General features: G+C 49.6%; 22 protein-coding genes. 8 read left to right on the forward strand and 14 right to left on the reverse strand.

Translation table 11 applies throughout. The features are described from left to right. The first annotated feature begins 426 nt into the window (after window positions 1–426). Complete coding sequence (locus BZG81_RS13175) at window positions 427–1332, forward strand: hypothetical protein (protein ID WP_077677598.1); 906 nt, start codon at window positions 427–429, stop codon at window positions 1330–1332. Window positions 1333–1393: 61 nt separating this feature from the next. Here BZG81_RS13175 and BZG81_RS13180 read toward each other — a convergent pair whose 3' ends face one another. The 3 genes from BZG81_RS13180 to BZG81_RS13190 all read right to left on the reverse strand — a co-directional run bounded on the left by BZG81_RS13180 (window position 1394) and on the right by BZG81_RS13190 (window position 5162). Beyond that, complete coding sequence (locus tag BZG81_RS13180) at window positions 1394–2638, reverse strand: dicarboxylate/amino acid:cation symporter (RefSeq protein WP_077646961.1); 1245 nt, start codon at window positions 2636–2638, stop codon at window positions 1394–1396. 199 nt (window positions 2639–2837) lie between these two features. Continuing rightward, the gene (locus BZG81_RS13185; RefSeq protein WP_077577098.1) at window positions 2838–3242 is read right to left on the reverse strand and encodes a hypothetical protein; all 405 of its coding nucleotides are present in this window, start codon (window positions 3240–3242) and stop codon (window positions 2838–2840) included. A gap of 12 nt (window positions 3243–3254) precedes the next feature. Continuing rightward, complete coding sequence (locus BZG81_RS13190) at window positions 3255–5162, reverse strand: S8 family serine peptidase (protein ID WP_198533660.1); 1908 nt, start codon at window positions 5160–5162, stop codon at window positions 3255–3257. A gap of 343 nt (window positions 5163–5505) precedes the next feature. On the opposite strand from BZG81_RS13190, the gene BZG81_RS13195 reads away from it, so the two are divergent. Both BZG81_RS13195 and yjjX read left to right on the forward strand, forming a co-directional pair. Beyond that, complete coding sequence (locus tag BZG81_RS13195) at window positions 5506–6345, forward strand: sterol desaturase family protein (protein WP_077677599.1); 840 nt, start codon at window positions 5506–5508, stop codon at window positions 6343–6345. Between the two features lie 5 nt (window positions 6346–6350). Continuing rightward, the gene (gene yjjX, locus BZG81_RS13200) at window positions 6351–6866 is read left to right on the forward strand and encodes an inosine/xanthosine triphosphatase (RefSeq protein ID WP_077677600.1); all 516 of its coding nucleotides are present in this window, start codon (window positions 6351–6353) and stop codon (window positions 6864–6866) included. 71 nt (window positions 6867–6937) lie between these two features. Here the strand turns inward: yjjX and trpR are convergent, their stop codons facing one another. Together trpR and sltY are read right to left on the reverse strand one after the other, a co-directional pair. After that, window positions 6938–7252 (reverse strand): trp operon repressor, encoded by a 315-nt coding sequence (gene trpR, locus BZG81_RS13205; RefSeq protein ID WP_025744414.1) that lies wholly within the window; start codon window positions 7250–7252, stop codon window positions 6938–6940. A gap of 41 nt (window positions 7253–7293) precedes the next feature. After that, window positions 7294–9300, reverse strand: coding sequence for a murein transglycosylase (sltY, locus tag BZG81_RS13210; RefSeq protein ID WP_241827394.1), 2007 nt, complete (start codon window positions 9298–9300; stop codon window positions 7294–7296). Window positions 9301–9507: 207 nt separating this feature from the next. On the opposite strand from sltY, the gene ettA reads away from it, so the two are divergent. From ettA to BZG81_RS13225, 3 genes are all read left to right on the forward strand, one after another. Beyond that, on the forward strand, window positions 9508–11175 hold the full coding sequence (gene ettA, locus BZG81_RS13215; RefSeq protein ID WP_077677601.1) for an energy-dependent translational throttle protein EttA: 1668 nt from the start codon (window positions 9508–9510) through the stop codon (window positions 11173–11175). Window positions 11176–11384: 209 nt separating this feature from the next. Beyond that, entirely contained in the window at window positions 11385–11765 is a 381-nt protein-coding gene (locus tag BZG81_RS13220) for a PilZ domain-containing protein (RefSeq protein ID WP_021023649.1), read from the forward strand. 48 nt (window positions 11766–11813) lie between these two features. Then, on the forward strand, window positions 11814–12818 hold the full coding sequence (locus BZG81_RS13225) for a peptidoglycan DD-metalloendopeptidase family protein (protein ID WP_021023648.1): 1005 nt from the start codon (window positions 11814–11816) through the stop codon (window positions 12816–12818). Between the two features lie 15 nt (window positions 12819–12833). Here the strand turns inward: BZG81_RS13225 and radA are convergent, their stop codons facing one another. Beyond that, window positions 12834–14210: a DNA repair protein RadA gene (gene radA, locus BZG81_RS13230; protein WP_077577104.1), complete on the reverse strand. Its 1377-nt coding sequence runs from the start codon at window positions 14208–14210 to the stop codon at window positions 12834–12836. A gap of 123 nt (window positions 14211–14333) precedes the next feature. On the opposite strand from radA, the gene BZG81_RS13235 reads away from it, so the two are divergent. Further along, window positions 14334–16691, forward strand: a complete 2358-nt coding sequence (locus tag BZG81_RS13235; protein ID WP_077677602.1) for a PilZ domain-containing protein — start codon at window positions 14334–14336, stop codon at window positions 16689–16691. Here BZG81_RS13235 and serB read toward each other — a convergent pair. Then, window positions 16688–17662: a phosphoserine phosphatase gene (gene serB / locus BZG81_RS13240; protein WP_077677603.1), complete on the reverse strand. Its 975-nt coding sequence runs from the start codon at window positions 17660–17662 to the stop codon at window positions 16688–16690. The genes BZG81_RS13235 and serB overlap by 4 nt on opposite strands. Window positions 17663–17793: 131 nt before the next feature. On the opposite strand from serB, the gene BZG81_RS13245 reads away from it, so the two are divergent. Then, window positions 17794–18387, forward strand: a complete 594-nt coding sequence (locus tag BZG81_RS13245; protein WP_077461824.1) for an AhpA/YtjB family protein — start codon at window positions 17794–17796, stop codon at window positions 18385–18387. Window positions 18388–18485: 98 nt separating this feature from the next. On the opposite strand, the gene deoB is transcribed toward BZG81_RS13245, so the two are convergent. The 7 genes from deoB to prfC all read right to left on the reverse strand — a co-directional run bounded on the left by deoB (window position 18486) and on the right by prfC (window position 26626). Beyond that, a complete protein-coding gene (gene deoB, locus BZG81_RS13250) occupies window positions 18486–19706 on the reverse strand; it encodes a phosphopentomutase (protein ID WP_077677604.1) in 1221 nt (406 codons plus the stop codon). Between the two features lie 11 nt (window positions 19707–19717). Next, window positions 19718–21049: a thymidine phosphorylase gene (gene deoA / locus BZG81_RS13255; protein ID WP_077669977.1), complete on the reverse strand. Its 1332-nt coding sequence runs from the start codon at window positions 21047–21049 to the stop codon at window positions 19718–19720. A gap of 83 nt (window positions 21050–21132) precedes the next feature. After that, entirely contained in the window at window positions 21133–21909 is a 777-nt protein-coding gene (deoC, locus tag BZG81_RS13260) for a deoxyribose-phosphate aldolase (protein WP_077669978.1), read from the reverse strand. 369 nt (window positions 21910–22278) lie between these two features. Further along, window positions 22279–22449 (reverse strand): XapX domain-containing protein, encoded by a 171-nt coding sequence (locus BZG81_RS13265; RefSeq protein ID WP_021023640.1) that lies wholly within the window; start codon window positions 22447–22449, stop codon window positions 22279–22281. Window positions 22450–22582: 133 nt separating this feature from the next. Further along, window positions 22583–23869: a NupC/NupG family nucleoside CNT transporter gene (locus BZG81_RS13270; protein ID WP_077461821.1), complete on the reverse strand. Its 1287-nt coding sequence runs from the start codon at window positions 23867–23869 to the stop codon at window positions 22583–22585. 210 nt (window positions 23870–24079) lie between these two features. After that, a complete protein-coding gene (locus BZG81_RS13275; RefSeq protein ID WP_077677605.1) occupies window positions 24080–24850 on the reverse strand; it encodes a TatD family hydrolase in 771 nt (256 codons plus the stop codon). Between the two features lie 186 nt (window positions 24851–25036). Further along, window positions 25037–26626, reverse strand: a complete 1590-nt coding sequence (gene prfC / locus BZG81_RS13280; RefSeq protein WP_021023638.1) for a peptide chain release factor 3 — start codon at window positions 26624–26626, stop codon at window positions 25037–25039. Between the last annotated feature and the right edge of the window lie 210 nt (window positions 26627–26836).

The raw sequence follows: 26836 nt of genomic DNA on the forward strand, positions 1-26836 counted from the left end.
CTGTTAAACCTCCTATTTATCGAGTAATCGATTACTAAATATTTTATTACATAGCGAATACTACTCTTTTTTCATCTTTATTTAGCCATTTATTCGACCTGAACAAAAGCTGAATGGTCATTGCCTCGAATGAACAGATATAAAATAGAGCAAAAATCCTAATTGATTGTTAACTCAATAATAACACTATTGTCATGGCACTGACGCATTGCTAGCATAAATCCACATTCGCACCTCAGTCACCACCACATTTCTTGTGGCGCTAATAATGTTGTGAATGCCAAGGAATAGGCTGTCGCCCGGTATTGAAAAATATGGACAGATACCGTCACCAGAAAGTAATAGCTAAAAAATTAGCACTTACTTTTGGTGAATAATGATAAAGCGGCAGTGCTCGGGAACATATTAAAGAAGGGATACTTTAAAGTGAACAATACAATCCAAAAAACAGCGCTCGCCGCTGCCATGGCTCTTGCTAGCACAACAAGCTTTGCCGGTGAATTAGGTTCACTGACCAGTGAAGTCAAAGTCAACGACTATGAAAAAGGCCTGACAAAAACAGAAGTCACGATAGGTAAGGGTTCTTACAAATTAAGCGATGATGTCAGCTTTCTTTTTGATGTCGATAAAGATTTTATTGATAGTGAGGGAGCGGCGAGAAAAGAAGGGTGGGACACCCAGTTTGGTTTGGCCCAAGGCATAGGAACTATAGGGGATTTTAATACAACCATGTATTATTTATTCCGCTATGATGCCTCATGGAAAGCTAGCGATGAGTCCGATAGTTCGGATACAAAGCAGTACATCATTGCCCCATACTTGAGTAAAGACATCTCCCTTGGTGGCAAAGATTTCTCCTTTGGTATCGAGCTGTGGGCACAATTGGGTAACGACAATGATGAGAGCCTAAAAAATATTAGTGGTGTGGAAACTAACTTCTATCTGTCAGGTGCTCTATCTGAAAACTGGAATCTAGAACTGGCTTGGTATAACTTCGATTACTATGATACGGATGAAGAAGAATACGATTACCAAATTGGTACTGAGAACTATTTAACTTATTCACTCCCGCTCGTCTCAGGTTTCTCATTTAATATTGAGAATTATGTAGAGGCTTACCACACACCAGATTCAGACACCACAATAGCCTATGCACATATCCAGCCTGAATTTGAGTTTAAAAAAGAAGTTAACGAAAACTTCTCTTGGCACGCAGGTGTTTCTTACGAAGCATTTAGCTGGGAATTCAAAGATGCTAAAGGAAATAAAGATGATAAAGACATCTTTGACAATAACGAGTTCCAAGCATACCTAGGTTTTACTATTCAATAACCGCACCACACTGCAGGCAAATTCACTGCCTTTTGCCTGCAGTGTTTAAACGGTAGCAAGATTAACCTACACGCTTTTGCCATTTATCGATAACCGTGGCGCCAATCAGATCACCTTGCACGTTGACTGCGGTACGGAACGTATCAAGCGGGCGCTCAATGATCAGCAAGATAGCGATGGCTTCAAGCGGGATCCCCGCTGCCAGCAGCACCAACTGCATCCCAGACATCGAGCCCGATGGCATCCCTGGCGCGCCCACCGACGACACCATCGCCATAATGAAGATCATCACAACACCGGTCGTAGACAAATCAATCCCGAACAATTGCGCAAGGAACACGGCAGCAATCCCTTCAAACAGCGCGGTGCCATCCATGTTCATCACCGCCCCCAAAGGCAATACCATACTCGCCGTGGATGGGGTGACCTTGAGCTCTTCCTTGGCTGCCTGCATAGATACCGGCAGTGTTGCCGCGCTTGATGAGGTAGCAAATGCCATCGCCAGAGGCGCAGAGATTGCACGAAATAAAGCGATAAAACCAACGCCTCCCGCGACACGTGCGATCAGCGGCAATACAATGACGCCATGTACCATCGTCAGAGCAAACACTAAAGCCGCGAAGCTAAACAGCTGACCAAATAAGTCATTGTCTCCTTGATGCGAAAACTGAAAGACAATCGCAAAAACGGCGAACGGCGCCAGTTTGATGATTCCGGCCACCAGCGTGTTAATACCTTGGTTTAAACCACGAATGGTATCAAATAGCGGGTGTTTTTCCGGCAAAGCTACAATCAGTGAAATACCAAACAAAATGGTGAAAACGACAATCGCAAGTAGATTACCACTGCTTAGCGCCTCAACGGGATTCACTAACGCCATGTTAAAAAGCTTGGTGGCAATCGCGCCAGCTCCTGCCGCATCTTGATTGATAAAGCTGATGCTCTCATCCACCGGTGGCGCACTGTTAAGCGTTTGCCACTCTGGCATCAGTAACGCTGCGCCAAGTCCCAGAATAATCGCTATGGTGGTGGTAAAACCGTAGAACAAAAGGGTGGCACCACCGAGACGTTTTAAGCGGACAACGTTGCCAATATTACTGATCCCTTCCAGCAGCGAGAGCAACACCATCACGCCGACGACGGCTTTCAGTAAACCGATATAACTGACTTTGGCCAACATGAGCAATGGATACCAAGTGGTCTGCTCCGCATTTTCTATGGGACCCAATACAGTCCCCACCAGCCAAGCCAGTGCTGCTGCCAGTGCAATTTGCAATGGTAAAGAATGTTTAACTTTTTTCCACATCGTCTTTTCCCTCGCTGCAGACGGATCTACATGCTGACGTTCTGTCTAGTTTGTTGGGGTTTAATGGCGGCAAATCATAGCAAGATGAGGCGTTTAGCTCATGTAAAAGTTATGAACATTCTGGAATATCTAGTAACAAAATCGTTGGTTGGATGCGATTAAAAGCCCGCCAGTGATTGGCGGGCTCGCAGTACACGAATTACTGAGGCTGTTGGTTTTGAGGATTGAGTTCAAGGTTGACCGGCGTCTCGAGTGATTGATTGAGTGCTTTTTCCAGCGCCGATACATTCACACCCGGGCTGGCTTCGAGCAGCGCGACACCATCCATATAGCTCACCAGATCCAGACCATATTGATCAGCGAGTTGATCCGCTCGTGCTTGACTCGCTTTCACCAAAATAGAACCAGTGACTGTTAATGGTGTGCTCTGAGCAGACAAGGCAACCTTGTCACCGACCATCACCCCCATTTGCTCGCCATTCATATTGCGAGCATTATCGGCAGTATCGACCACAACATAGCGGTCACCATTTAATTCAACCGTAGCGGCATGGACACTCATTGTCAGCCCCATCGCTGCGATTACTGCAATTAACTTTTTCATACTTTTCTCCTATTAACCGCGGTGACCAATAACACGCAGTGACCATTGCATTAGTTTGCCATCAGCGCTGTTATTGGGTAGGGATTTCACTTCCCCTCCCAAGCTGTATTGACGTGTTTCACCATCGGTGTCAGTAACATGTAACGTCCATTGACCCGCTGAACTTTCGCTATTGAATTTATGGCTGAGCATTAAGTGATCGGTAAAACCCTCTGGATAAGTGCTATCCAGCGCATTCGATAACATGCTGTTACGCGGCGACATAAGCACGCTGCGTGTGCCAGATGGCGATTCGAGCTCGATCAACAAATCGGACATACGGCTATGATCAATTGAGCTACGTACTTGCACCGCCTCAATAGTGAGGTCATCTGTCACTCGCACGCTATCGGCGGTGGCGGCTACTCCTGCGTCAGCAATCGGTAGCCCTGTGTCACCATTTTGGTTGTGATAAGACCAAGTCCAATCCGTAAACACTTGCTCAGGCAAAGGTTGATACGTCTTTGCCGCCTCAAGCGCCGCATTGACATCAATTAAGCCAAACCCATAGGTTGGGCTATACCAACGATCTGCCGCGTTTTGTTGCCAACCTTCTAGTCCCGTGACAGTGCGAGTCTGCCCTTGTGCCGTTTGGTAGCTTAAGCGTACATCATCACTATTCGTATCCACACGTGTAGCCGTCGTCGCTAACAAATGGCGAATATCACGCTGGGAAAGGTTCGGATAGGCCGACATTAGTAGCGCGAACGCACCCGAGGTGTTTGGTGCAGCCGATGATGTGCCATTCATGACGCTATTAAAGTCACACGTGTTGTCTATTTCAGTGCCACCGTGTAGGTCATGCGAATCATAAGGAATACGATCATTGCGGTTATAGCCCATGGTACAACCGGTCAAATCTGTGGTGATATGTGCGGGTTTATTGGTGCCGTATTCGCCTCCTGGAGCCGTCAAGAATACGTTGCTACCGACAGAAGAATACGACGATCGTTTGCCATCTGCATTCAAGGCACTGACCGTCACATTCCAATAATTTGCGTTGCTGGATGACTGGTTACTGTTTTGCCATGGCAATCCATTATTATTACCCACAGGACCAAATCGCTCTCGGTTAAACGAGGTGCGACTGAAGCCATTTCCCGCTGACTTAACAAATACTGCGCCACGCCCACCAAAAGCTTCCGTGGTCATTGTCTTGTATTGGGCATTTTGGCGACCATCATAGCTCATAGGATCATCACTATAAGGATAGCTGCGCACCCCTGAGCCACCATAGCTTTGATTAAAGACTCGGACATCATCTGAATAACCTTCCCGCCCGTGACTGATCTCCCATGCTTTTTGGCTCTGATATGCCAGGTAATTATAGCCTTGTAGATTGGCAAGCGGTGCAACACCCATCCCTCCCAAGCCGTTATCACGCGCCGCCGCGATAATACCGGCCACCGAAGTACCGTGAGCTGTATTTCGATTGCTCCACCCTTCAGGCGTCGGATCGTCATCACGATCAACGAAATCGTAAGATTTTCCTGCACGCATATTCGCCACTAGATCAGGGTGTGCGATCTCTAACCCGTCATCAACCACGGCGACATTGACGTTTTGGCCTAAAATCTCTTGTCGATGAGCCCACCAAAGATTTAAGTCATTACCTGGCTGCCCTCCTTCGCGAGCAAATGCATTCTGTCCCCTATTTAGCAAATGCCATTGCTCTGCGGTAAAAGGATCGTCGCCCGGTAGACAGCGCTCGGCGCTGGTGCGCCCAATATCGATAGGTTCACTTCCTGTTAACACAATACAGGCTTGTGAGTCTGGTTCCGTCGGTGGTTCAACGGGTTCAGGCACTTTTGCCATCGCCCAAGCCCCAGAGGTATGAAAGAGCGCGCCGATAATGAGCGCAAGAGAGCTATGTTTGTGCATTTATCATTCCTTTTTACACTAACGAGAGATGTCTCATTCATGAGATACTCATCATTAGTAAAAAGAAACAAACTCAATAGAAACAGCCTATTAGTATAAACGTGATCTTGTGCCTAATTTTTAGAGCAAGTAATCTAATTCGTTGAACACGACCAGCAAAATTAACGTTTACGTTACATTCATATTCAAGGCGTGTGATGTAAAAGAATCCCTGAGCCTATGCCCAACCATAAATCTATTGATGCTGCCCCATCCACCATCGTAACCACTTCGGCAATTTTTGCTGTTTGACTAAACGTATTATCTGCTTTTCGCGTAATATAAAGGTGAATAAGGAGCGATAATGAACTGGATTGAAGCACATGAAGCGGGATTTCGACTTGGTCTATTCGTGCTCGTACTCGTGATCATGCTGGTCGCCGAGTGGCAATGGCCCAAACGTCAGTTAACCCGTACTCGACGTGAACGCTGGCGGGGCAATATTGCGCTCACCGCATTTAATACGCTAACGCTTCGACTACTGGCACCGCTTTCAGCCGTTGGTGTTGCCAGCCTTGTCGATGAATCAGGGTGGGGACTGCTTAATCAGCTCTCTTTGCCGCTTTGGGCAACAGTAGTCCTCACGCTAATTGTCATGGATTTGGCGATTTGGTATCAACACAAGCTATTCCATGAGCTCCCTTGGTTATGGCGATTGCACTTAGTTCATCATGCCGACATGGATATTGATGTCACCACTGGCGCGCGCTTTCACACCGTCGAAATCTGGCTTTCAATGGCGATAAAATGTGCACTGGTAGGCTTATTAGGTGCCCCTGTTTTAGGCGTGATTCTGTTTGAAACCGTATTAAGCAGCATGGCGATGTTTAACCACAGCAACGTCCGTTTACCGCTGCGTCTCGATGACTGGCTGCGCCGTATCGTCGTCACGCCCGATATGCATCGCGTTCATCATTCCACTCGTTTTCATGAGTGTAATGCCAACTATGGCTTTAATTTATCTTGCTGGGATCGCTGGTTTAATACCTATGTTGCTCAGCCTCGCAAAGGGCATCAGGGAATGCGAATTGGCTTAAATGAAGTGGCGCAAGCCAATGATGCGAGTCGCATAACAGGCATGCTGCGCTTACCTTTACGCTGGCGTATACTGCAGCGCGCCTACCAACACGATAAGGAGCGCTAGGGCGTATGACCCACGTAATCGTTACCTCACAAAACCCTGCCAAAATTTCTGCCGTTAAAGCAGCATTTTATGACGTTTTTCCCAATACCGACTTCACATTTACCGGCGTGTCCGTACCCAGTGATGTCGCCGACCAACCCATGACAGAGAAAGAAACCTATTCAGGCGCATGCAATCGGGTTCGGCATGCACAAGGACGTTATCAAGGCGATTATTATGTGGGGATAGAAGCCGGCTTGGATGGCCAACATACCTTTGCTTGGATGATCATAGCAAAAGACGATGCGCGCGGCGAAGCACGCTCAGCGTCACTTCCCCTTCCACCAGACGCGCTCAAGGCTTTGCATCAAGGCGAGGAGCTCGGTGATGTGATGGATCGAATGTTTAGCCAACAAAATGTAAAACAAAAAGGGGGCGCCATCGGTATGCTTACCGGACACCGATTAACGCGATCAAGCGTGTATCATCAAGCTTTGATCATGGCACTGATCCCGTTTATGCATCCACACCTTTATCGCTAAAAACCCGGCGCTAAAAAAACAGCACTAAAAACGGAGCCCGTGGGCTCCGTTTTTATTTGATAGACAGAGGATCAAGAGCGGGTTTGCTCCGCCTCGCGCTTGAGCAAGTCGGCGAGCCAAATTTTGGTATCTTCATCCATCCGCTTTAATTCGTTAGAGCCTCGGGTCACGGTCGCGATCCCTACCCCAAGTAACTGACTGAGCTGGCGCTGACTCATTCTGCCTTCTAATAATTCATGCAAGATATTGATCCGAGCGACCAGAGTATCTCGCTCATCAGGCGTCAGTAGTGCTGTCAGTAATGCATCATCGTTATCGTCTTTTCCTGCTAAACGCACTAAAGAAATAACATCTTGCCAACCAGAGAATGCAGGCGATTGCGACATGGTTTCCTCTCGCTCTTTACGTGATGACAGCAATGATAACATCAATAGCGCTGAGCCAGCTCGTGCGCACTTAAAAATTGCACCGGCTCACYTAACAGCTGACGATAATAAATATCGAACATCAAGACGTTCTGCACATAATGGCGCGTTTCGTAAAACGGAATCGACTCAATAAAAGCAATCGCATCCATATGACCTTGCGATCGTTCCAACCAACGCGACACACGATGCGGGCCGGCGTTATAGGCCGCGAATGCCAAGATACGATTACTGTCGAAACGATCTAACATCATTTTTAAGTAGCCGCTGCCAAGACGAATATTGACGCCCGGATCACTCAAGCTAGCAGGGCCTTGATAATCAAATCCCAGCTGACGAGAGGTTTCGCGTGCCGTGCCTGGCATTAATTGCATCAAGCCTCTTGCACCCACATGGGATACTGCGCGGGTAAAAAAGGCGCTCTCTTGACGCGATAAGGCCATCAGTGTGGTTTTGTCTACGCCACGCTCGCGGCTGAAAAACTCAAACCACCACTGGTGTGCTAACGGGAAGCGGAGTGACAAATGGTCCCACATTTTTCCCGCAATCGTGGCTTGAACCGCGAAGTGGTACCAATGTTTTTTATTGGCATAGGCCGCCAGTAAGGCAATCTGCTCATCACTGGCACGTTGTAATACATAATACCATTCACGCTTAGCCGCATAGATTTTATCGAGCGCGATAAGCTCATTCACTCTTGCCAATACATCATTGATCGGCATTAACCCTGCTTCTTTTAGGACTGCTGTGCGTGAGGGTATTGAAATCGGTTTATCTAAATGCTGCGCCGCTGCCACGCTATAGAAATTACGCTCACCAAGCATGGAAGCAAATGCTTGATTTGCTGACGCACTATCACCAAGCTCTAGCTTGATTCTCGCCTGCCAATACCGCCACTTTAAAGACTGCTGAGCCGCTTCGCTGAGCAATGCGCGCCACTGATCCAGCGCGTGCCAGTCACCCTCGATAAGAGCAAGGCGAAACCGTCTTTCCAATAAACCATCATCATGACTCTGACGCAGCATACGATCTCGCCAGCCAGCCAATGCAGGCTCGTCATCATTCATTAATTGACCAATCAAGTAATCGGCAATGTCTTGTCGCTCTCGTTTATCGTAATGCTGGCCCTCGACCGTGCGACGAAAGTGGCGAATGGCTTGCGCTTCATCCTTGCGAGCCAAACGCTCAAACGCCAAGCGAGTCAGTTTTTGATTAAACGGCGTCACATAACTGCGCTTAGAAAAATCGGCCACGTTCTCAGGTTGGTCATATAAGTCCAACACCTGCTTGCCAACCGCACGATCCGCCTCGGGTAACTGGCGTAACAAATAACGCATCAAACTGCGGTTGCGCGCATCGAATGTTAGAAGCATACGCTGCAATATCAAGTCACCGGTCAGCAGCCCTTGTTCCGATAAAAAATCGAATAAGTCATTGCAACTGCTATCCACGGATTGACCCGACAAATAGAGCGATTTGGCGCCACTGCGCGCTAAAGCCTGATTCCCCGCTTGACTGTGCGCATAATAATATTGGCACTGATAACGATCACTCCGTGGCACATCAGACTGGAACGCGATCAAGGTCTTCCAATCTCCTCTGTCCGCCAACAGGGTGAGATAATCCGCACGCAAACTATTCGCGAATGGCATAGTGCTATAACGCTGAATAAAGTTAGTGACCGCGTGGTGAGGCTTTTTAGAAAGATTACGAGTGAAATCACGATAATCGAGATACGGATACAAAGGATAATCACGCAGTTGTGCTTTTAAGCGCTGAAACTGATGCAAATCACCGCTTTCAATCGCATCGATTGCCGCTTCATACTGGCGCTGGTGCGGTGTCATTTGACGACTATCAGGGCTGGCGGAAGCCTCAACCATCGGGACTGATAAGCTGGAAATCAACACGAACCCTGACACCCATAGAGGAAAGAAGGCACGGGCGTGACGAAAAGCCGCTCGATATGCTGACTTGATTGGCCCGGATAATGCGATGAATCGTTCCATGTCAAAGATCGCTCCTATTGTATGCAACACCGACTGTGTAACACCGAGTAGACAACAGCTCCGCCCGCAAATTCCCTGTAGGTGGTAAGCGTTGTTTGTCGGCACGTCTCGCCATATTAGTGACCGAATATGACAATCACTGTTAAACTTGGCAAAGTTAACGTTAGAATAGCGTTTTTTATACCACAACGATTAACGTGAGCAGAAATGGCTGAGTACGTATATACCATGTCGCAGGTGAGCAAGATCGTGCCACCTAAGCGTCAAATTCTTAAAGATATTTCTTTGTGTTTCTTCCCAGGCGCCAAAATTGGGGTGTTGGGTCTCAACGGGGCCGGTAAATCGAGCCTATTGCGCATTATGGCCGGTATCGATACCGAGATTGAGGGCGAAGCCCGTGTGCAACCCGGGATCAAGATCGGGTATCTCCCGCAAGAGCCGAAGCTGGATGAAGAAAAGACAGTCCGGGAAACCGTTGAAGAAGCGGTCGGTGACGTCAAAGATGCATTAACGCGTCTCGATGGTGTCTATGCCGCTTACGCTGATCCAGATGCCGACTTCGATGCCTTAGCGCAAGAGCAAGGTGAACTCGAAGCACTGATCCAAGCTCAAGACGGGCATAACCTCGATAATACGTTGGAGCGTGCAGCAGATGCACTGCGTTTGCCCGAGTGGGATGCGCAAATCAAGCACCTTTCAGGGGGCGAGCGTCGTCGTGTTGCTATTTGCCGTTTGCTACTCGAAAAGCCCGACATGCTGCTGCTTGATGAGCCAACTAACCACCTAGACGCTGAATCCGTTGCATGGCTTGAGCGTTTCTTAGTCGACTACTCTGGTACCGTCGTTGCTATTACGCACGACCGTTACTTCCTCGACAATGCAGCGGGCTGGATTCTTGAGCTTGACCGTGGTGAAGGTATTCCGTGGGAAGGCAACTACTCATCTTGGCTCGAACAAAAAGATGTACGGTTAAAGCAAGAAGCGTCGCAAGAAAAAGCGCGTCAGAAAACCATTGAGAAGGAGCTTGAGTGGGTTCGCCAGAATCCAAAAGGCCGTCAGGCGAAATCAAAAGCCCGTATGGCCCGCTTTGAAGAGCTCAACACCACGGACTATCAACGCCGTAACGAGACCAACGAGCTGTTTATCCCACCAGGTCCACGTCTGGGTGAAAAAGTCATTGAGGTCAATAATCTGACCAAGTCGTTTGGTGATCGCATCTTGATCGATGACTTATCCTTTAGCGTGCCCAAAGGGGCAATTGTCGGTATTGTTGGTCCGAACGGCGCGGGTAAATCAACCCTATTTAAGATGCTCAGTGGCACAGAAACCCCAGATAGCGGCACCGTTGAAGTAGGCGATACCGTACAACTGGCCTCGGTCGATCAGTTCCGAGACAGTATGGACGATAATAACACCGTCTATGATGAGATCTCCGAAGGGGCGGACATCATTCGCATCAATAACTTTGAGTTACCGGCACGCGCTTATGTGTCACGGTTTAACTTTAAAGGCAGTGACCAACAAAAACGCATTGGTGATTTGTCAGGCGGTGAGCGTAACCGTGTCCACCTCGCCAAATTGCTAAAAGCTGGCGGTAACGTGTTGCTCCTTGACGAACCGACTAACGACTTGGACGTGGAAACGCTCCGTGCACTTGAAGAGGCACTCTTAGAGTTCCCAGGCTGTGCCATGGTGATCTCGCACGACCGCTGGTTCCTTGACCGTGTCGCGACCCATATTCTTGACTATCGTGATGAAGGCCAAGTGAACTTCTTTGAAGGTAACTTTGCTGAATACACCGATTGGTTGAAAAAAACACTGGGTGCACAAGCGGCGGAGCCGCACCGGATCAAGTACAAGCGTGCAGTCAAATAATAACGCATACCACGGTAAGGGCAGCGACGGCTGCCCTTTACCTTCCCACTCTTCATCTTCTCACTCGTCATCTCAATAAACCGTATTGCCGCCTGTACTTAGCTCAGCAGAACCACGAAAACGTTTTAAATGTGAGACAAGCCACTAAATCAGTATTGTGATTGCCCCATATCACCTACACTAGAGACAGTGAATGAGGAGATGTCATCATGACAGAGCGTAGAAAATTTTCCCGCGTCATGTATCGTGTGCCGGCAATACTCAAACAAAACGAGCAGCAATGGCACGCACAGGTACTGGATCTATCTCTCAAAGGCGTGTTGCTCAGCCGTCCTGAGAACTGGCAAGCTGATCCCGAACATAACGCGTTTCTACTGGTGTTTTACCTCCATGACTCGGATGTAGAATTAGACATGGACTGCATTCTGGTAAATAACTGCGAAAATTATCTCCATCTTTACATCGATCACATTGACATTGATAGCGCCAGTCATTTAAAAAGGCTCGTTGAACTGAACGTGGGTAACGATGAACTGCTTCATCGCGAGCTTGCGCAATTGACTGACCACATGGCGGAACCGAACGCTTAATCCGCACGGTCATGGACGGTATTTAATGCAGGCCAGCAGTAACCAGTCATGACAGACCATATCCATATTGCCGTAACGCACCCGAACGGGGTGAAACACTATACCCTCTGCCCGACCCGTAAAAAGGTCGTGCAAACCCTTGCATTAGTGATACTCGCGGCTCTCACCATCACCTTTGCTAGCCTGTACCTGCTTTCTGAGCGTTCGACCGAGGCCGAAGCGGCTGTTGAACGATTACGCCAAGAGCGCGCGACCTTAAATAACGAGGTGGCGATGTTGCAACAAAAACGTGATGCGCTGTCACAAACCATCGAGAACAAAGATGTTGAACTCACCGCCCTGACACAACGCGTGGTCACGGTTGAAGATATGCTCGGGCTAGAATCAGTGGCCAAAGACGCCTCGCTCACTCACCGTCTCGATGTCGCAGCGATTAACTCAGCGGTGCGTTACACCATGCTCCAGCTAATCCCGAATGGTAAACCGCTTGAAAGCTACCGACGCTCCTCGGGATATGGCTCACGAACTCACCCTGTGACAGGGAAAGAAAAATTCCATATGGGCTTAGATTTGACCTCAGACGTCGGCACGCCGGTGTATGCCCCCGCGGATGGCGTCGTCGAATATGTCCGTCCCAGCCGCCGCAAAGGCTATGGTAACTTTATCAAAATCGACCACGCCTTTGGCTTTATGACACTCTATGCCCATTTGGATAAATTCAATGTCCGGAGCGGGCAATTTGTGAAAAAAGGGGATTTAATTGCATGGTCGGGTAATACCGGATTATCAACTGGCCCGCATTTGCATTATGAAGTGCGCTTTTTGGGCCGCGCTCTTGACCCACGTCGCTTTATAAAATGGAGCACTGAAGAGTTCGATTCCTTACTCGAAAACGAAAAACGCGTGAGCTGGGGACATTTGGTCGCAGTGGTTGAAAACTTGGTCCAGACCCAGGTCCAAGTCGCCAATATGCCCGCCCCTAACCCACCGCTAAGCACCGCACAGCAGCGTGACGCAGAGGATGATCGCGCCCCGGCTAATGCCGCTATGTAGCTCAAGCAACCGCCGCTATAACTCTTCTAATACTGCCAACGCATCTGATAATTTGCTCACACCGTACACGGTCATGCCTTCAAGCGTCTGTTTGGGCATATTGGCTTTAGGGACAACCGCTTTTTTAAAGCCATGTTTAGCCGCTTCCATTAACCGCTCTTGCCCACTGGGTACCGGGCGAATTTCACCGGCCAAGCCGACTTCGCCAAACACGACTAATTCTCTTGGCAAAGGCCGGTCTCTAAAGCTTGAGATCAACGCAAGCAACAAGGCCAGATCCGCGCTGGTCTCAGTCACTTTGACGCCACCAACCACATTCACAAACACATCTTGATCAGACATTTGCAGCCCGCCGTGCTTGTGTAACACCGCCAATAACAGCGCTAGACGATTTTGCTCTAACCCCACAGCCACCCGACGGGGATTAGCCAATTGCGAATAATCCACTAACGCCTGTATTTCGACCAATAATGGGCGCGTGCCTTCCCAGACGACCATGACCGAACTGCCAGAAGTTTGCTCCTCACCACGGGAGAGAAAAATCGCCGACGGATTACTCACTTCCTTCAATCCCTGACCTGTCATGGCAAACACGCCCAGCTCATTCACCGCCCCAAAGCGGTTTTTGTGGCTGCGTAAAGTGCGAAAGCGACTATCGCTCGATCCATCCAATAACACCGAGCAGTCGATACAATGCTCAAGCACTTTCGGGCCTGCCAGTGAACCATCTTTGGTCACATGTCCGACCATAAAAATGGCCACATTGTTTTGTTTGGCGTAACGGGTTAAGGCGGCGGCAGATTCACGGACTTGTGCCACGCTCCCAGGCGCCGATTGCACATCGGCGACATGCATCACCTGGATGGAGTCGATCACCATGATCTTAGGCTGCTCTTTTTTCGCAACCTGACAAATGGTTTCAACGCCCGTTTCAGACAATAACTTAAGCTTATCTTTGGGTAACCCGAGTCGGTCAGCCCGCATCGCGACTTGTTGGAGCGATTCTTCCCCGGTGATATACAGTGTCGGAAAATGGTGTGCTAAGCCCACCATGGTTTGCAATAGTAAGGTACTTTTACCCGCGCCAGGGTTACCACCGATAAGAATTGCCGCCCCCGGCACAATGCCACCACCGAGTACCCGATCAAGCTCTTTAAAACCGCTGCTCAGACGCGGTACTTCTTGCAAGTTAATATCTTGTAAGGTTTGTACGACACCCTCGGCACTGCCAGTATAACCGGCGTATTTTTCATTGCGTGCGACTTGAGGTGAAGCCGCTAACCTCACTTCGGTAATCGTGTTCCACGCCCCGCATGCAGAACACTGCCCTTGCCAACGCGGAAAATCTGCCCCACAGTCATTACACACGTAGGCTCGTTTTGTTTTTGCCATTCGCTCTCCAATACGTATGATGTCAGCTAATTCACAAAATGATTGCTATCTTATTCATTATCCCGACACTTTTCAGAGAAGATGCCGTTAACAAAGTAAGCGATTACTTTACCAGACTTTGCCATGAAGCAGGATGATTACCAGGGACTGATTGAGCAACTGCTTCCTCTGTCCCAAACCCCAAAATTTGAGGTGTTGCTCGATAAGCTCACGGCTAACGAGCCCAGCTCCGCAAAGCTGCTGATCAAAATGGAGATCAGACGGCTGATGACCCCATGCAATCGCGCCATCGACTTACGCGGGAAAGTGGATGGCGACTGCCACGAATACAGCCTGCACGGTCAAAAGCACTGGCTCGATGATGTGGCGATTAACCGCTACTACGATCGCCTCCCTATGTATAACGGCCAACTCACCCAAGGATTATGGGAAGATTTGCATAACACACCGAATAACTTTCGGGTGAAGCACGAAAAAGAGAAACAGCGCCAACAGCAAGGAAAAGGGCCGGTCAGCGATGCGTCACAGTCGGCACTCTTACCCGAAAAGCTGACATTTGGTCATTACTTATCACGCAGTGAAAGCCGCATTCATTTTGCTACACAAGTCTTAATTACGCTCAACACTGGCCATGAAGTGCATGGAGTGACCAGTGATTTATCGAACTCGGGCTGTCGGGTTCGTGTGCCTGCTGCGTTCGATTATCCACCGAGCTCAGAGGTGGTGGTTCGCTTTACCACTCTTGCACAAACATACCCGGACCCCGATCTTGAACAGGGGTTGAGTTATCGGATTATCGGCGTCGATGACAACAAAGACTCGACCAGCAATGTCTGGCTACGGTTGCGGCTAGACACGAGCAGTGACGCGATAAAACAAGCATTAGAAGCAGAAATGACCGCGCCAGATTTTCGCGGCAAGCAAGATGGCGAAGACAAACTGCTCACGTTAAAACTGCAAAGTTACGAGCAATCTTTTTTGCATCATACCAGTGTGTTACCGCTCTATTTCGCACAAGATAAAATGGAATATGTGCTACAAACGCGACAGAATCAGGAGCTATGGGCCTACTGGCACGATAACCGTAATCAACCCGTGATCAATCACCTGTTTAACACTGAACGGTTATCACTGCTCCAACTCGACGGAGCCTCCACCAGCCAGCTGTTGCTGTACTGCTTTTCTGTTGAAAAAAACAAACAGCGTTTTTTCTACTCCGCCTCTCCCAGTGAAATGAGCGAAGAAGAGCGCCAGCTTTTTTGGCACCTGGGAGCCAAGCGCGCCTCGTGGCGCGTGTTTAAAGTGACGATGTCTGCCATTAATGCGACAGATATTGAACGCCTCCAAGATGTGTCACCCGATTGGCTTAACACCCTCAAAACGCTGACCCATGTTGCGCTGGTACAAGATGTCACTCATGCCGACGGAAGACGCAGTTACCTTGAACACCCAAAACCTCAATGCTCTAGCCAGGTCCTGCGACGTTTTTTACACCAGCGCAACCCCGTTTGCCGTGCACAGCTCATCTCATCCGATCGCCAGCCACAACGACGGGAGCCCCGATACGCTTATCGATCGGAAGTATCAATGGTTCACGCTGAACAAGGGCCTCTTAAAGGTCAGCTGATTGACTTTTCCTCTGGGGGACTCAATGTGACGCTGAAGCAACCGTTCCAAGGGGCAAGAGATGATATTGTCTCGGTATCGCTCGATGCATTTGTCAATATTGATCCGCGCGCTCCCTTGGTCGATATGCCGTATCAAGTGATTCGAGTGAGTCCGAAAAGAGACAATATTCAGCTAAAACTGACCACCGAGTCGCCAAATACCCGGCGCCGACAATACTTACGCCGATTGATTGAACATAATCAGGATAAGTTAACGGTACTCGATGAACGCTTACCCGATCCGCCTCTGGTTTGGGCCATGCACCAGCTGTTGCTGACGCGTTTGACCGTACAGCCCTATTTTGTCCAACGAGATAATGGCGCTTTGTCGGTGTCTGCTGTTGGGATCAACTTACCACCGAGCCGCTTACACCGTTTTCTCGAACGGGCGGGTGGCGGACGTCAATTATCTTTTTATCCGGTTTTCGGCGATAAAATTTTAACGCGAACCCATGAAGTGACTCGTCCATCGCAACCGCTCAATGAATTAGTCCGTGAGTACTTTGTGTGGATAGATATCCAAGCCGACAAAGTGCGAGCGGTACATACCTTTGCCGATAGCGAGTTTGAATCGGACGATGCACGACGTAAATTCGTTCAGTTGGCACAAAAAGGCGGCACGTTTGCCGTGATACGCAATCGCATGGCGCCTCTGACTCACGCAGAGCAAGACATTGAGCCATCACAATTATCGGCGCTACTCAAGCGTGACACCCATAAAGCACGCCAACTCGAAGACGAATTTATCTCGCTGTGTGCGTACGGTGAATTAGTGGATGTCACCGACGAAGTATTGATGCGCTTGGGCCGTTAACGGGGTTGCCAGCTAATTTTCCCCGCTCGCAAGCTCGCAGAGAGCACGCAGAGCACGCCCCCAAGCCAACAATGTTTCACTGCGGTTTGTGCTCGAGCATTCACGGTTGGCTTGGCGTGATAGGCAATGCCGAGTCCAGCCGCCTCCATCATCGCCAGATCATTGGCGCCATCCCCGACCGCTAAAGTATTCTCAGGATCAATATCGTACTGCTGCGCCAGTGTGGTTAAAATATCCGCTTTGCGCTGGGCATCAACAACAGCCCCTACCACGTCGCCAGTCAATTTCCCCTCGTCAACGCCAAGCTGGTTTGATTCGGCATAATCTAGCCCTAACTGATGCTGAAGGTGATCAGAAAAGTGAGTGAAGCCGCCAGACGCGATTGCCACGTACCAGCCGTGTGCTTTTAAGCTTGCGACTAACGCCGCCATTTCTGGCATTAACGGTAAATGCGCTTTCACCTCATCAAGAACAGCAATATCTGTACCTTTAAGCGCAGCCACACGTTGGCGCAGGCTCGCCTCAAAATCAAGCTCTCCGAGCATCGCCCGCTCTGTCACCGCCGAGACCGCCTCACCTACACCTGCAAGCTCGGCAATTTGATCAATACATTCAACCTCAATGGCTGTTGAGTCCATATCAAACACAGCCAATCCAGGTTTACTTAAATCTGGCAATGCGTGTAGATCTGCACAATCTAATCCGAGAGCATCAATCACGGTTCGGTGATCGGGCGTGAGCTCACCACTCATTAATAAAACCTGATACGGGCCGACACACCACGCATCCATGACGTCGACTACGTGGCCGGTAAAAAAAGCAATATTGTCTAAATGATCAACGCTGATCGTCTCAGCGAAGAGAATCCAGCCACCGTTTCGGCGACGATAGGGAAGCGTGCGGGTAACAGTGGGAAAGCGACGATACAGTCCGGATGCGCGGTAAATTGCCAAGGGCTTAGCCTTATCCATGGTCAGTATTTTCCTTTTCAGCTCTCAAGCAGAGCCTCGTCAATAAAACAATCGAGATGAGGCTGTGATACCATAAAAAGTGTACTCAGCTCCAGTGCTAATTACGCCGTCAAGACGGCTTTGAGGTAGGTATGTTTTCAATTTCGCGCAAAGCGCTACGGCGAACCACTCGGTGGGGAATTCTGATCAGTGCATTCAGTGCCATTGCGGCGTTAATGCTCTATAGTACGACCTTAAGCCAACGCCAGTATCAAGCGCTTTATCAGCAAACCGATCAGCTCGCCCAGTTAATGACACGTCAAATCGGCGCGCAAGCCTATGATGCATTGGTCGACAAAAATTACCAGCCACTGCAAACCCTCGCCGACCAGCTAGCGACCGAGCCTTTGATTCGCGATGCCAGCTTTTATCAACTTAACGGGCGCCCCGTTGTCCGCTCTACCCATGCGTTGCCGCTTGAAACCGCCGTGGGCCTCACCACGCCGCTTGGACTCGAAAGCCAAGGACGACAGCAATTAATGACGCCCATTAGCCGTGATGGCGATATTATCGGCTTTTTACGCCTCACGCTTGAACACCAATCGGTGATTGATCATGCCAAACAACAGATCCAATCGACCATTACTGAGCTTCGTGCCCTACTGGGACTGGCGCTGTTTCTCGGCGCGCTATTGATGGCCATGCTACTACGGCGCGACAACCGATCACGCATACTGCCTTGGTAACGCCATCATAGTGTCGGCAATCTAATCAGTTAGAGATAGGCAACAAAAAAAGAGATGGCATGCTGCCATCTCTTTTTATTGCGATCACTCGGAGACGATTACAAGAATGACTTGCCGTAATCCATTGGTGAGGTATCAAAATACTGTGCCAACGATTGGCCAATATCCGCAAATGTTTCGCGGCGACCTAGCGAGCCAGCTGGCACTTTTTTACCATAGACCAATGCCGGGATGTGCTCACGAGTATGATCCGTACCTGGCCAGGTTGGATCACAGCCGTGGTCTGCAGTCAGTAGCAGCACATCATCGTCTTCCAACATCGCCATAATTTCAGGCAAGCGGCGGTCGAAATACTCGAGTGCAGCTGCATAGCCGGCAACATTACGACGGTGACCATACGCGGAATCAAAGTCGACAAAGTTAGTGAAGACTAAGCTATTGTCGCCCGCTTCTTTGATCGCATCTTTAGTGGCATCAAACAGCGCTTCAAGGCCAGTTGCTTTGATTTTCTTGGTGATCCCGCAGTGAGCATAAATATCAGCAATCTTACCAATAGAAATGACATCACCGCCTTTCTCATCGACAATTTTTTGCAGTACGGTGGCTGACGGTGGCTCAACCGATAAATCACGGCGGTTACCGGTACGCTCGAACTGGCCTTTACCTGGACCAACAAACGGGCGCGCAATCACACGGCCAATGTTGTAGTCTTCCAGCTCTTCACGCACGATCTGGCAAAGATCATACAGATTGTCTAGCCCAAAGGTGTCTTCGTGGCAGGCAATCTGGAACACAGAGTCTGCCGAGGTATAGAAGATCGGTTTCCCGGTTTTCATGTGCTCTTCACCAAGATCGTCGAGCACCTGCGTTCCCGATGCATGACAGTTACCGATATAACCCGGCAGCCCTGCAAGCTCAACAATGCGGTCAAGCAGTACTTCTGGGAAGCTATTGGTCAGATCAGAAAAATACCCCCACTCAAACAAGACAGGCACACCGGCAATTTCCCAGTGGCCAGATGGGGTATCTTTCCCTGACGACAGCTCTTTGGCATGTGCATAAGCACCAATGATCTCGGCGTGAGGATCTAGGCCTTCAGGGAAATAATCCGATGATTCTTCACAGGCTTTACCGAGTCCAAGTTTGGTCATGTTAGGCAAAGACAGTGGACCTTTGCGATCGGCGTTGTCGGCTTCACCTTTTGCGCACGCTTGTGCGATGTGGCCAAGGGTGTTAGCACCTTGGTCACCAAATTTTACGGCGTCTTCAGTGGCGCCAATACCAAATGAGTCTAAAACTAATATAATTGCGCGTTTCATGATCGCCTCCATTAGACGTCTTGTAAGCTGATACGACGATATACGTCCGGCGTAGAATTGGGTGCCTCATCAGCTACTTTTACTGCGGTTCGCACCGCATTGGCCGCTTGTTGCCATTGCTCTTCAGTTTGAGCGTGGAGCATGGCGAGCGGTGTTTGCTCATCCACGTTTTGCCCCAGACGAATCATTTCGTTCAACCCAACGGCATAATCAATTTTATCGCTGGCAACCCGACGGCCGCCACCTATTTCTATCATAGCCATGCCCAATCCCCGCGTATCCATCGCGTTGACCGTTCCAGCACGGTCGGCATAGACAGGCTTAATGACTGACGCTTTGGCCAGGTATTGATCCGGCGACTCGACAAAGTCAGAGGGACCCCCTAGGCCTGCGACCATTTTGGCAAAACACTCGGCAGCACGACCGCTATCCAATGCGTGATCCAATTTTTGTTTCGCTTGCGTCACATCTGACGCCAGCCCGCTCACCACCAGCATATCCGCACACAGTGCCATGGTCACATTGTACAGGCGAGGGTTGCGGTAACGACCGGTCAAAAAGTCGACCGCTTCTTTCACTTCCAATGCATTTCCCGCCGACGATGCCAACACTTGGTTCATGTCAGTGAGTAACGCACTGGTTTTGGTGCCGGCGCCATTGGCCACGCCCACAATCGATTTCGCCAGTGCCTCTGAATCTTGATACGTGGGCATAAACGCCCCCGATCCTACTTTGACATCCATGACCAAAGCATCGAGACCTGCCGCGAGCTTTTTCGACAAGATTGATGCCGTGATCAATGAGATATTATCGACGGTGGCGGTGACATCTCGGGTGGCATACACACGTTTGTCGGCCGGTGCCAAAGAGCCAGTTTGGCCAATGATCGCTACGCCAGCATCACGTGTGACATCACCAAACACCTGGTTGCTTGGCATGATGTTATAACCCGGAATAGACTCCAGTTTATCAAGTGTGCCGCCGGTATGGCCTAAGCCACGGCCTGAAATCATCGGCACATAACCGCCGCATGCCGCCACCATAGGGCCCAGCATTAACGAGGTTACATCACCGACGCCCCCTGTCGAGTGCTTATCCACGATTGGGCCATCAAAATGCATGTGTGACCAATCGATGGTCATACCGGAATCGCGCATCGCACAGGTCAGAGCCACACGTTCATCCATGGTCATATCATTGAAGTAAATCGCCATCGCAAATGCAGCAATTTGGCCTTCCGACACTGAGTCATTCGCAACACCCTGGATGAACGAATAAATTTCTTCTTTGCTTAACGCGATGTTGTCGCGCTTCTTACGAATAATTTCCTGAGGTAAGATCATGCATCCTCCTTACCAGCACAATACGTGAGCGACCGAGTACACGATCCTCGCTCGCCCTACCGTTTGGGTGAGTGGCAACTTACTTAATAGCCACCTTCAGCCGCTTTTTCGCCTTCACCCAAGGTGTGGAGTAAGTTCGCCAACAAGCTAGATGCGCCAAAACGATAGTGGCGGTTATCGGCCCATTGGTCGCCGAGAATGCGATCGGCCATAGCCAGGTATTGCTGCGCATCTTCTGCGGTGCGCACGCCACCGGCTGGCTTAAAGCCAACACGTGCTGCAACGCCTTTGTCTTTGATTACATTCAGCATGATCTCAGCCGCTTCAGGCGTGGCATTGACAGCCACTTTACCGGTAGAGGTTTTGATAAAGTCGGCCCCCGCCTCAATGGCAATCTCCGAGGCACGCTTGATCAACGCCTCAGTTTTAAGTTCACCGGTTTCGATGATCACTTTAAGCAACACCTTGTCACCACATGCCGCTTTACACTGTTTCACCAGCTCAGCGCCAGTACTTTCGTCACCAGCAATCAGCGCACGGTATGGAAAAACAACGTCCACTTCATCGGCGCCATAGGCAACGGCAGCTTGGGTTTCTGCTACCGCAATATCAACGTCATCATTGCCATGGGGGAAATTAGTCACGGTCGCGATACGGACATCTGGCGTGCCTTGTTCACGTAATGTTTTTTTCGCAATCGGAATAAAGCGCGGATAAATGCAGACAGCAGCCGTATTACCAACAGCCGTTTTCGCGTTCTGACACAGGGTGATCACTTTTTCATCGGTGTCATCATCATTCAGCGTGGTCAGATCCATTAATTTGAGTGCGCGTAGGGCCGCGGTATGTAATTCGTTCATTGGATATCTCCAGTCCTCATTCTTTTGCCAAACAGGTATTGGGTTGGCCACTGTGTTGGCAACCGTCACTTGTAGCCGGTTGCTGCTCAGCGGACTTGGCTCCATGAAGTTTGAGGCTGGACCTTGCGCCGCCTTCAACCAACCATCCTTGTTGCCGCGTGCAAACACATTTGTGTTCGCAGTTCTACCATTGGACGTTTTCGATTGGGGCTAGCCACACCTTTGTTGCTAACCATAAGAGGAAAATAAAGATTGTGGCGCCACCAAACTTTGACGGCCTTCACTTATTTTACCAACGCCGTTTCGGCAAAACTAGTTTTTACCGTTTCTGTTGGAAAATACAGTATTGCTTGGCAGAATCAATACGGGTTAGCTGAAAAACCGTTCGATAATCCACTGGTAGCCGATCCCACCTAAGTAGACACCAACAATCCCCATCACACCCGACAAAACCGGTGGCGCGGGGATAGGTAACTTGATCGCACTAAACAAAACACCGACTAAAAACCCGGCGACTACCGCAAGGAGCACTTCCTGCATCGTTTTTCCTTATTTTGTTAACTAGCTTCACTTTATTTATCGGATACTCCCTGAGTATACACCCTATAAAAAAACGCCACACAGATTCACTGTGTGGCGTTCTATGTGGCACGATTTTTTCGCGCGTAAACGATTAACCAGCCATGGTTAGCGTCACAAATAGACCCGCAATTGTTGCCGCCATCAGGTTAGACAAGGTACCAGCAACCACCGCTTTGACACCAAAGCGTGCAATCTCTGGACGACGGCTAGGCGCCAGACCACCGAGACCGCCAAGCAAAATGGCCACCGATGACAAGTTAGCAAAACCACACAATGCGAATGAGATAATCGCTTTGGTTTTCTCCGTCATCTCAACACCCGTTGCCGCAACAACTTGTGCGTTATCGCCAAGATATTGGGTGAAGTTGAGGTAAGCGACAAATTCGTTGACGACGATCTTCTGACCGATGAAAGAGCCGGCAACCACTGCTTCTTCCCATGGCACACCGATAAGGAACGCAAATGGGGCAAACAAGTAACCCAGGATCAGCTCAAGCGTAATGTCTGGATAACCAAACCAACCGCCGATACCACCTAGCATACCGTTGATAAGAGCAATCAAACCGATAAAGGCAAGTAGCATTGCACCCACGTTCAGGGCCAGTTGCATACCTGAAGAGGCACCACCAGCAGCGGCATCGATGACGTTAGCTGGCTTTTCAACGCCTTCTGCGGTGGCATCGGCCATTTGTTCAACTGGCTCTTCAGTTTCTGGTTTGATGATTTTCGCAAACAACAGACCACCAGGCGCCGCCATAAATGAAGCGGCAATCAAGTACTCGAGGGGAACACCCATTGACGCATAGCCGGCCAATACACCACCGGCGACAGAGGCAAGACCACCACACATCACGGCAAACAGCTCTGATTGGGTCATGCGCGGGACAAAGGGACGAATCACGAGAGGCGCTTCTGTTTGACCCACGAAGATGTTCGCAGTCGCAGACATGGATTCGGCACGCGAGGTACCCAAGGCCTTTTGCAAACCACCACCGAGTACGTTAATCACAACCTGCATAATACCCAGGTAGTAAAGCACACTGATCAGTGATGAGAAGAATACGATAACAGGCAGAACTTTCAGTGCGAAGACGAAACCGCCACCGCCGAACAGTTCAAACATTTTGTCAGAAACCAGTCCACCAAAGATGAAGCTGATCCCTTCGTCACCATATGCGATGACGTTGGCAACGTATTGTGATGCGCCGTAAAGAATGTCACGACCTACGTCGACATACAGTACGAAAGCACCGAAAAAGAGTTGGATAGCAAATGCGCCACCCACGGTACGGAGGTTAATGGCTTTGCGATTATCAGAAAGGAGAACAGCTATTCCTAGCAGTACAACCATCCCGATTACGCTCATCAGCAGGCTCATAGTATTGGCATCCTCAAAGTAAAAAGTTGGCGTCTCGACAGAGTGGAATTTGGCTTCCGGGGAGGGATTATACGCAGAGCAGTCACATTAAAGTAATATTCCAATCACAGTTCGCTGTAAAACTATTTTGCAATGCATCAATAAGTATGACTTTGATCTAGTTTTGTGAGCTTATGCAACCGCAAACGTTTGTCTCACGCACGTTCGCGCTTAGTGAAAGCCAAACATTCTTTCAGCATTGCCTGATGTTTCGGCCACCAGGTGATCTCTATCACAGCTTTTTAACGCGGCGACCACATCGACCACCCGAGATACCTGGGCTGGTGTGTTGGGTTTTCCTTGATATCCCGCAAGTGGCATGTCAGGGGCATCGGTTTCCAAGAGCAAATGGTTGAGCGGTAAGCGCGCGATAGCTTGACGCGTTTTATTCGCCCGCTCATAGGTGACGGTGCCCCCCACGCCGAGCATTAGCCCAGCATCAATAAATTGTTTGCCTTGTTGCTCGCTACCGCTAAACGCATGCAGCACACCGCGCACGCCAGGATACGCTTTCACCAGACGCAGCAGGTCGTTATGAGATTGACGGCTATGCAAAATAATGGGTAAGTCATAACGGCGAGCAAGCCATAACTGACCATCAAGTAAGGCGTGCTGGCGCTGCTTCATCTCTGGAGTGTGCGCGACAAAATAATCCAGACCGGCTTCGCCGACCGCCACGCAGGACAATGGCCGTGATACCAACGCGTCTTCTAATGCGGCGAGGCTGTTGTCTGTGTGCGTATCGAGAAAACATGGATGTAACCCCAAGCCAGCATACATCTCAGCAAAACGTTCCGTCAGCGCTAATACCGCCGGCCAGTTTTTTTCATTGACACTCGGTACCAGCATGCGCGTGACGCCCACCTCACGCGCCGCTTGCCAGTATTGATCGGGCGCCTGATTAAAAGGGGAAAAATCGAAGTGACAATGGGTATCAATCATGCTTTAACCGTCAAAACCACCTTCATCATCGCTGTCCTCTCGAGAGTAGAATGCCGTCTCTATATAGACGGCATTATAGAAGGTTTACCCCTCATTCACAGTGGGACAAGACGCTTTGCCTACCTCACTGCGATGTTTGTAGCGCAATGCTTTTAGCGCGATGTTTTTGACATAAGCCAAGATCACTTAGTGCTCACGGGTGGCTCTGAGATCAATGTCTGGGAAACGCTCTTGCGTCAGGTTGAGGTTGACCATCGTCGGCGCGATATAGGTCAGGTTATCGCCGCCATCCAGCGCGAGATTAGCTTGATTTTTGCGCTGGAACTCATCCAGCTTCTTCTCATCCTTGCACTCAACCCAACGCGCAGTGGCGACATTGATCGGCTCGTAGAGTGCGTCAACGTTATACTCGGCTTTCAAGCGCGCCACCACCATATCAAACTGCAGGACACCGACCGCGCCAACAATTAGATCGTTCGACTGCATCGGGCGGAATACCTGTACCGCGCCCTCTTCAGATAACTGAATGAGGCCTTTCAATAGTTGCTTTTGACGCAATGGATCTTTGAGACGAATGCGACGGAATAGCTCAGGCGCAAAGTTCGGGATCCCGGCAAATTTAAGATCTTCTCCTTGGGTAAAGGTATCGCCAATCTGAATGGTGCCATGGTTATGCAGGCCAATAATATCGCCGGCAAACGCATCTTCAGCCCGTGACCGATCCCCTGCCATAAAGGTCACCGCATCAGAAATATTGATTTGTTTGCCTAAACGTACATGGCGCAGCTTCATTCCCTGCTGATACTTACCGGAGACAATACGCATAAAGGCAATACGGTCACGGTGACGTGGATCCATATTGGCTTGGATTTTAAACACAAAGCCTGAGAATTTATCTTCATCGGCACTCACTTCACGATCATGAGTTGACCGCGCCATCGGCTTAGGCGCCCACTCGGTCAAGCCGTCCAGCATATGATCCACACCGAAGTTACCCAGTGCGGTACCAAAGAATACCGGCGTCAGCTCACCGCTTAAGAACAGCTCACGATCAAATTCATGCGAGGCCCCCATCACCAACTCCAGCTCGTCACGCAAATCTTGCGCAATGTCAGCGCCAATTGCGTCATCCAGCTCAGGGTTGTCCAAGCCCTTGATGATACGAGCATCCTGGATTTTATGCCCCTGACCAGACTGATAGAGAATGCTTTCATCACGGTGAATGTGATAAACACCTTGGAAGCCTTTGCCGCAGCCAATTGGCCATGATACTGGCGCACAGGCAATATTGAGCTCACTTTCGACTTCATCAAGCAGCTCCATCGGATCGCGAATATCTCGATCCAATTTGTTCATAAAGGTGATGATCGGCGTATCACGAAGGCGAGTCACTTCCATCAGCTTACGGGTCCGGTCCTCAACCCCTTTCGCGGCATCAATGACCATCAAACAAGAGTCAACCGCCGTCAATGTTCGATAGGTATCCTCCGAGAAATCCTCGTGCCCTGGGGTATCAAGCAGGTTTACCAAGCAGTCGTTGTAAGGAAATTGCATCACCGAGGTGGTCACCGAGATCCCACGCTCTTTTTCCATGTCCATCCAATCTGACTTGGCATGCTGGTTAGAGCCGCGCCCTTTGACCGTGCCGGCTGTTTGAATCGCACGTCCGAACAACAGCACTTTTTCAGTAATGGTGGTTTTACCCGCATCCGGGTGCGAGATAATCGCAAAGGTGCGTCGTTTATCAACTTCCTGTTGCAGCGGTGTATTTGACATAGCAGGTTATCTTCTTGTTTGATTCAGGCGGCAATCGAGCGCCAACTGAGGAGGTAAATCACAAAGGTGGCGTATTTTCGCTGATCTTGTAGCCAGCTTCAATTCACAAATCTGACTTGGCACGGTTATCTGCACACGTTAGGGTCAAGCTTGCTTGCCAAACCCATCACAAATGTCGTCAATTGACGGCCCCGTGGTGTCGTTATCGGT

The organism is Salinivibrio sp. MA607, from assembly GCF_001996245.1.
GTDB classification, from domain to species: domain Bacteria; phylum Pseudomonadota; class Gammaproteobacteria; order Enterobacterales; family Vibrionaceae; genus Salinivibrio; species Salinivibrio costicola.